Annotated in this window: 7 protein-coding genes; 3 read left to right on the top strand and 4 right to left on the bottom strand. The window is 69.3% G+C overall.

The window, feature by feature from the left end:
* Position 1 precedes the first annotated feature (1 nt).
* Positions 2–262, bottom strand: coding sequence for a DUF3349 domain-containing protein (locus AC5Y4Z_RS25645; RefSeq protein WP_499967836.1), 261 nt, complete (start codon positions 260–262; stop codon positions 2–4).
* A 219-nt stretch (positions 263–481) separates the two neighbouring features.
* Here AC5Y4Z_RS25645 and AC5Y4Z_RS25640 point away from each other — a divergent pair, with 219 nt between their 5' ends.
* Positions 482–1,303, top strand: coding sequence for a DUF3097 domain-containing protein (locus AC5Y4Z_RS25640; RefSeq protein WP_499967835.1), 822 nt, complete (start codon positions 482–484; stop codon positions 1,301–1,303).
* An 18-nt stretch (positions 1,304–1,321) separates the two neighbouring features.
* Here the strand turns inward: AC5Y4Z_RS25640 and AC5Y4Z_RS25635 are convergent, their stop codons facing one another.
* Positions 1,322–2,278: a fumarylacetoacetate hydrolase family protein gene (locus tag AC5Y4Z_RS25635; protein WP_499967834.1), complete on the bottom strand. Its 957-nt coding sequence runs from the start codon at positions 2,276–2,278 to the stop codon at positions 1,322–1,324.
* A gap of 34 nt (positions 2,279–2,312) precedes the next feature.
* Positions 2,313–3,626: an acyltransferase family protein gene (locus AC5Y4Z_RS25630; protein ID WP_499967833.1), complete on the bottom strand. Its 1,314-nt coding sequence runs from the start codon at positions 3,624–3,626 to the stop codon at positions 2,313–2,315.
* Positions 3,627–3,671: 45 nt separating this feature from the next.
* Here AC5Y4Z_RS25630 and AC5Y4Z_RS25625 point away from each other — a divergent pair, with 45 nt between their 5' ends.
* Both AC5Y4Z_RS25625 and AC5Y4Z_RS25620 read left to right on the top strand, forming a co-directional pair.
* Positions 3,672–4,643, top strand: a complete 972-nt coding sequence (locus AC5Y4Z_RS25625; RefSeq protein ID WP_499967832.1) for an aldo/keto reductase — start codon at positions 3,672–3,674, stop codon at positions 4,641–4,643.
* Positions 4,643–5,626, top strand: a complete 984-nt coding sequence (locus AC5Y4Z_RS25620; protein ID WP_499967831.1) for an NAD-dependent epimerase/dehydratase family protein — start codon at positions 4,643–4,645, stop codon at positions 5,624–5,626. The genes AC5Y4Z_RS25625 and AC5Y4Z_RS25620 overlap by 1 nt, the downstream gene beginning before the upstream one ends.
* Here AC5Y4Z_RS25620 and AC5Y4Z_RS25615 read toward each other — a convergent pair.
* Entirely contained in the window at positions 5,615–6,697 is a 1,083-nt protein-coding gene (locus AC5Y4Z_RS25615; RefSeq protein ID WP_499967830.1) for an NAD-dependent epimerase/dehydratase family protein, read from the bottom strand. The genes AC5Y4Z_RS25620 and AC5Y4Z_RS25615 overlap by 12 nt on opposite strands.
* Between the last annotated feature and the right edge of the window lie 2 nt (positions 6,698–6,699).

Raw genomic sequence — 6,699 nt, 5'->3', positions numbered from 1 at the left:
CCTAGCCGCGCGCGCATCCGATCGCGTGCAGCCGGCGTTGCACGCGCGCGATGTCACCCTCTGACGGCAACTGGTCGGTGACGTAGGTGATCGCCACCCCGACGTCGGCGGCGCTGATCGACCGGCACTGGCGCACGATCAGTTCTCTTGTAATGGCGGTGATCTCGTCGTCGGATACGCGCCGATGCGGCAAAGGCGTCGACGGCACATAACCGGCGCGCAGAAAAGCGACGATGCTCGACACCCAATGGGACAGGTCCATACGTCCACCTCGCTCACCGCCACACGCTGTGTATTAGCGGCACTTAGCAACCTATCAGCGGCAGCGCCAACAGCCCGGTAAGACAACGCAGTTACTTACAACTATTTATGAATTTTTCAGTCTTGTCGCCGAATCCTTAGCGCTTTAACAATTTCGAATCGCGCCCGGGCCTGGCGCGCCGTAACGGCGTTTGGCCACAACACTTCCTAGTATTGCCCGGTGCAGGATCGCTATGGAACCGATATCCTCGCCGCGGGCCGGCGCAAGTCCCGCTCCACTGAGCACCCGGCCGAGCCCGGCCTGGTGGTCGAGGACGCAACGAGCGGCTACGTCGGCGCGGTGGTGCGCGTCGAATACGGTCGCGTCGACCTGGAGGACCGGCACGGCCACGTCCGCGGCTTTCCCCTCGGCCCCGGCTACCTGCTCGACGGCCAACCGGTGATCCTCACCGCACCGCCCCGCCGGGCGCCGAAAGCCAACGGTAGGACGGCATCCGGTTCGGTCGCGGTGTCGGGCGTGCGAGCGCGGGTCGCCCGCGCCAGCCGGATCTACGTCGAGGGCCGTCACGACGCCGAACTGATCGCGCAGGTGTGGGGGGAGGACCTGCGCATCGAGGGCGTCGTGGTCGAGCACCTGGGCGGCGTCGACGACCTGGTGGGCATCGTGGCCGAGTTCCGGCCCGGCCCGGGCCGGCGCCTGGGCGTGCTGGTCGACCACCTCGTCGCGGGCTCCAAGGAGGCGCGGATCGCCGACGCGGTGCGCAACGGACCCGGCGGGCCCGACACCCTTGTCGTGGGGCATCCCTACGTGGACATTTGGCAGGCCGTCAAGCCGCAGCGACTCGGCCTGGCGGCCTGGCCGACGGTCCCGCGGCACGTCGAATGGAAGCACGGCGCCTGCGCGGCGCTGGGCCTACCGCACGCCAACCAGGCCGACATCGCGAGGGCCTGGCGGCGCATCCGTTCGAGGGTGCGCGACTGGAACGATCTGGAACCGGCGCTCATCGGCCGCGTCGAGGAACTCATCGACTTCGTGACGTGATCTCGGTGCCGTACAAGCTCACGCGAATCGGACTGTGGTGCGCTGGGTTCCGAGGTCGATGGACCCGTCGTCGGTGGCCACCGAGGCCTCCACGACGTCGCCGTCCTGCAGGTAGTCGCGGTTGCCGGCCTGGCGCGCGAAGAACATCCTCCACTTCAGCGACGGCGGCAGCAGGTTGCCGACGATCTGCGCCGGCTTCGGCGGCGCGCTCAGCGCGGTGCCCGCCGGGGTGCCGGTGAGCACCAGGTCTCCCGCGGCGAGCTCCTGGAATTGCGTGAGCGACTGCAGCGCCTCCAGCGGCCGGTACAGCATGTCGCCCTCGACGAGCGCGTTTTGCCGCTCCTGGCCGTTGACGCTCAGGCGCAGCCGCAGTTCGCCGAACCGCTCCAGCTCGCCTGCGGTCAGCAGGACGAGTTCCGGCCCGACCGGCGTGAACGTCGGATAGGACTTGGCCTCGTAGAACTGGGTCTGCGGAAGTTGGATGTCGCGCGCGGAGACGTCGTTGACGACGACGAGTCCCGCGATGAACTCGGCGAGGTTCGCCTCGGAAATGGTTGTGCCGACACCGATTGCGCGCCCGATCACCAGCCCGATCTCGACCTCGTAGTCGAGCAGCTTGACGTGCGGTGGTTTGACGATGTCGGCGAACGGACCGTTGATCGACGCCGACGCCTTGCGGAAGAAGGTCAGCGGAACCGATGCGGGATCCATGCCCGCGTCCTTGACATGCGACCCGAAGTTGGTCATCTGGGCCACAACTCGGCATGGCCGGGTCACCGGAGAGATCAGCTCCAGGTCGTCCAGGGCGACGGTGTCGGTGCCGGAGGCCTGGACAGCTGAGTCCAGGGCGGCCCGGTCGGACAGCAGCCCCGCGGTGGTGGTGGCCGCGGTGTCGATCTTTGCGGCGCCGGCTGGAGTCTTGAGCCACCAGGCGTGGCCGGTTTCGGAGGCGGTGTGCAGGACGGAAGCGGTCATCGGCGTCTCTACGGTAACCGACCAAACCGCGAAATCAACGCCGACGTGCTGGAGTTCGCCCGGCCGTTGGCGCGAGCGCCACCAGCACCGCGCCGCCCGCGAAAACCAGCGCGGTCACCCACGCATAGCGGCCGTCGGGTGCGAAGCCCCACGCGGCGAGGAACGACAACCCGTAGGCCGCCATCACCGCACCGGCCAGCAGCACGGGCTCGGCCCAGCGATCCCGCAGCGGCACACCGATCGTCGGCAGCGGCGCGGCGAAAGCGCGCCGCCCCCACCACAACAGCACCATCTCGACCGCCAGCACCACGCCCAAGACGGCCACCCACTCCAGCCTGGCCAGCCACCAGTGGGCCGTACCCAGCGCAGGTTGCGGCAACAGCCCGGCCGGATAGCCGACGATCGCCACGATCACGACGGGGATCATGTGCCACAGATAGAGGGCCATGACGTTGTCGTTGCCTATGGCCAGTACGCGTTTGACGAGATCCGCGCGCAGCGCCCGGTTCAGTGCGGGCGCGAGCGTGATCACCAATCCGGCCTGCGCGCAGCCGAAGGCCAGCAGCGCCGCCGTGGGCGGGGTGGTGTTGTCGATGGTTTGCCCGGGCACCCCGATCATGCTCACCGGATAGGGGCCCAGCGCGGTCAACAGCGCCAGCGCGATCCCCGAGACCACCGCGAGCACGGCCGATCGGCGGATCGCCAACGACCCGCCCCGCCAAGCGATTCCGAGCTGGTAGAACGTCCCCCAGCACAGCAGGTAGTTGGCCCACGCGAGGTGGTGCACATGACCGACGATCGATGCGACGTCCACCGCCACCACCGCCGCGGCCAGCGCCGCCGGCACCAGCAGCCCCCAACGGCGATGTGCGGCAATGGCGATCGGCGTCAGCGACACCACCATCAGGTAGACCGCCAGGAACCACAGGTGCATCGCCACCGCCCACCCGGCGTACTGAAGCGTCGAGCCCGACACGCCAGCCGCGGCGAGCGCCACCACGACCACCGACACCAGCGCGACGTACGCCGCCGTCGGGCCCAGCACCCGCGCCAGCCGGCGGCGAAGCCACTCCTGCCGCGACACCCCCTCGGCCTCACGCCGGCGCGCCCAGGACACCGCGCCGGCGTAGCCGGCCACCACGAAGAACGTCGGAACGGCTTGAAACGGCCACGTCAGCCACTGCGTCCAGGGCAGGTCGACGAGCGGGTTCTGCCGGCCGAACGACCCGTCGTGATAGGTCACCGATCCCGCCAGCCAATGCCCCAGCACGATGAGGACCACACCGGACACCCGGTAGAAGTCCACCGCCAAGTCGCGGACCGGTCGCGCCGTGTGCACCCGCGCCACGGTACCCGCCGCACGGCCCGAAGTCGTTTGGCGCACAATGAGCCCATGCGACTGGCTCATCTCGCCGAACTCGAAGTCGGACGGCTCGGCCTGGGCGCGATGGGCATGTCCGTCGCCTACGCCGGCGCCGGAACCGACGACGCCGAGTCGATCCGCACGGTGCATCGCGCCATCGACCTCGGCGTCACGCTGATCGACACGGCCGAGGTCTACGGCCCCTACGCCAACGAGGAGCTGGTGGCGCGCGCCCTGCGCGGCCGGCGCGACCAGGTGGTGCTGGCGACGAAGTTCGGCCTGATCTCCCACACCGGCCGCAACGGCCTCGACAGCAGCCCCTCCAACATCCGCATCGCCGTGGACGGCTCGCTGCGCAGACTGGAGACCGACCGCATCGACCTCTACTTCCAGCACCGCCTCGACCGCGAGACCCCGATCGAGGAGACGATCGGGGCGCTGGCCGAGCTCGTCAGCGCCGGAAAGGTCCGCCACATCGGCCTTTCCGAGGTCGGGGTCAACACCATTCGCCGCGCCCACGCCGTGCACCCCGTCACCGCCGTGCAGTCCGAGTACTCGGTGTGGACGCGCGACCCCGAGGACGGGGTGCTCGACGTCCTGCGCGAACTCGGCATCGGGTTCGTCGCCTACTCGCCGCTCGGGCGCGGTTTTCTCACCGGCGCAATCCGTTCCAACAGCGAGCTGCCCGACAGCGATTACCGCAAGACCAACCCGCGCTTCTTCTCCGAGAACTTCGGCCACAACCTCGACAGCGCCGACGAGTTGCGGGGCATCGCCGCCGACGTCGGCGCCACCCCCGCCCAGGTCGCGTTGGCCTGGCTGCTCGCGAAAGGGCCTGACATCGTGCCGATTCCGGGAACCAAGCGCGTCGCGCGGCTCGAGGAGAACGCCGCCGCCGATACCGTCGTGCTCACCCCCGAGCAGCTGGCCAGACTCGACCGGCTCACGCCGCCCGTCGGCGGCCACCACGCCGAGGCGCAAATGGGCTGGATCGATCGCTAATGGGCGCCGAAAAGAAACTGGTGATCGGCGCCAGCGGCTTTCTGGGGTCCCATGTCACGCGGCAGCTGGCCGCCTCGGGGGCCGACGTACGAGTCATGTTGCGCCACACCAGTTCCACCGAGGGAATCGACGACCTGCCCGTCGAACGGTGCTATGGCGACGTCTTCGACGACACCGCCCTGCGCGAGGCCATGGCCGGGTGTGACGTCGTGTACTACTGCGTCGTCGACGCCCGGATGTGGCTGCGCGATCCGGCGCCGTTGTTCCGCACCAACGTCGACGGGCTGCGGCACGTTCTCGATGCCGCCCTGGACGCCGAGCTCAAGAAGTTCGTATACACCAGCACCACGGGCTCTTTGGCGATCAGCGACACCAGGCCGGTCACCGAGGACGATCCGCACAACTGGGACCAGGGCGGCGCCTATATCGAGGCCCGGGTGGCCGGCGAACAGCTGCTGCTGTCCTATGCCCGGGACAAGGGGCTGCCCGCCGTGGCGATGTGCATCTCCACCACCTACGGCCCGGGCGACTGGGCGCCCACCCCGCACGGCTCCGTGATCTCGCTGGTCGCCACGGGGCGGTTCCCGTTCTACCTGGGCTACTCGGCGGAGGTGGTGGGTATCGAAGACGCCGCCCGGGCAATGCTTTTGGCGGCCGAACACGGACGCAACGGCGAACGCTACATCATCTCCGACAAGTACCTGAGCATCCGGGAGCTGCACCGCATCGCGGCGTCCGCCGTGGGCCGGCGGCCACCGCGCATACCCGTCCCGATGCCGGTGCTGCGCGCCGGCGCGCGTGTCAACGACCTGGCGGCGCGGCTGCTGCGCCGCGACCTTCCGTTTGCCTACGTCGGGATGCGCATGGCGGAGCTGATGTCGCCGCTCGACCACTCCAAGGCCGAACGCGAACTCGGCTGGAAACCCGAACCCGTCGAAGACTCGATCCGCAAGGCCGCGATCTTCTTTGCTTCACGAGGCTAGCGCGCCCGGGCCGTACTTCTTCTCGATCAGCGCCCACGGATCGGCGTACGGGCCGCGCCCCTCGGCCCTGCGCTGCAGCTTGAGCACCGCGCGCAGCAGCGGCCGCAAGATCGGGCCGAGCGCGCGCAACACGACGCGCAGGCGACGCTGAGAGGCGGCGACCCAGGCCACCGTCTCGGGCCAGTTGTGCTCCTGAAAGTCAAGCAGCGCTTGGGCTTCGGTGGTGTCGAACCAGCCTGTGAAACTCCAGCCGCGGTCGTCGTCGGGGTCGCCGGGCAGGCTGGCCGAGGGGCCGAGGCGGCCCAGCCCCAGGGCGGCCATCACGTCGTCCTCCAGGTCGCGCTGCAACTTGACGTACGACTCGTTGCCGCCGATGAGCAACACCTTGCCGGCGATCGCGGCCCCGCGGTCGACGCCGTTGGCGAACGCCAGCGCCACGTCGCGCGCGTCGACGGCGTGGATGCGGTTGTCGCGCGGCATCGACTGCACCAGCACCAGGTAGTCGCCATCGAAATTCGTCTGCCCATCCGGGGAGATCACGCCACCCAACCGGAACAGCGCGTGCCGCAGTCCGCTGGCGCGGACGGCCGCCTCGGCCAGCACCTTGTCCTCGCCGTACTGGTCGATCGGCTGCACCGGCGTGTCCGGGGTGATGAGCTCGGGATGCCGGTAGGGGTTGACCGACCCGTAGACCGCGGCGCTGGATGCCATCAGGAACAGCGGGGGATCGTCCAGCGTCGCGGCGGCCGCCAGCAGGTTCTCGGTGCCGCCCACGTTGACCCGCCGCGCCAGCCCGGGATTGCGATACGACGGCGGAGAAACGATGGCCGCCAGGTGAACGATCGCCTCGGGACGGTGGGCAGCGACCAGGTCGCGCACCGCCGCGGCGTCCGTCAGGTCGGCGTAGGCCACCACCAATTTGCCTGGGCCCTCGGACAATTCGACGGCGGCGGCCGCGGTCTTGTCGGTCCGTAGGTCCGTGGCGACGACGGTGTGGTCCCGGTCGAGCAGGATCTGCGTGCAGCGCCTGCCGACCTGTCCGAACGCGCCGGTCACCAAGACGGTGCCCACGC

This window comes from Mycobacterium sp. NGS63 (genome assembly GCF_059812295.1).
The sequence above is the reverse complement of the archived record's forward strand: the minus strand, read 5'-3'. Positions and strand labels throughout refer to the sequence as shown.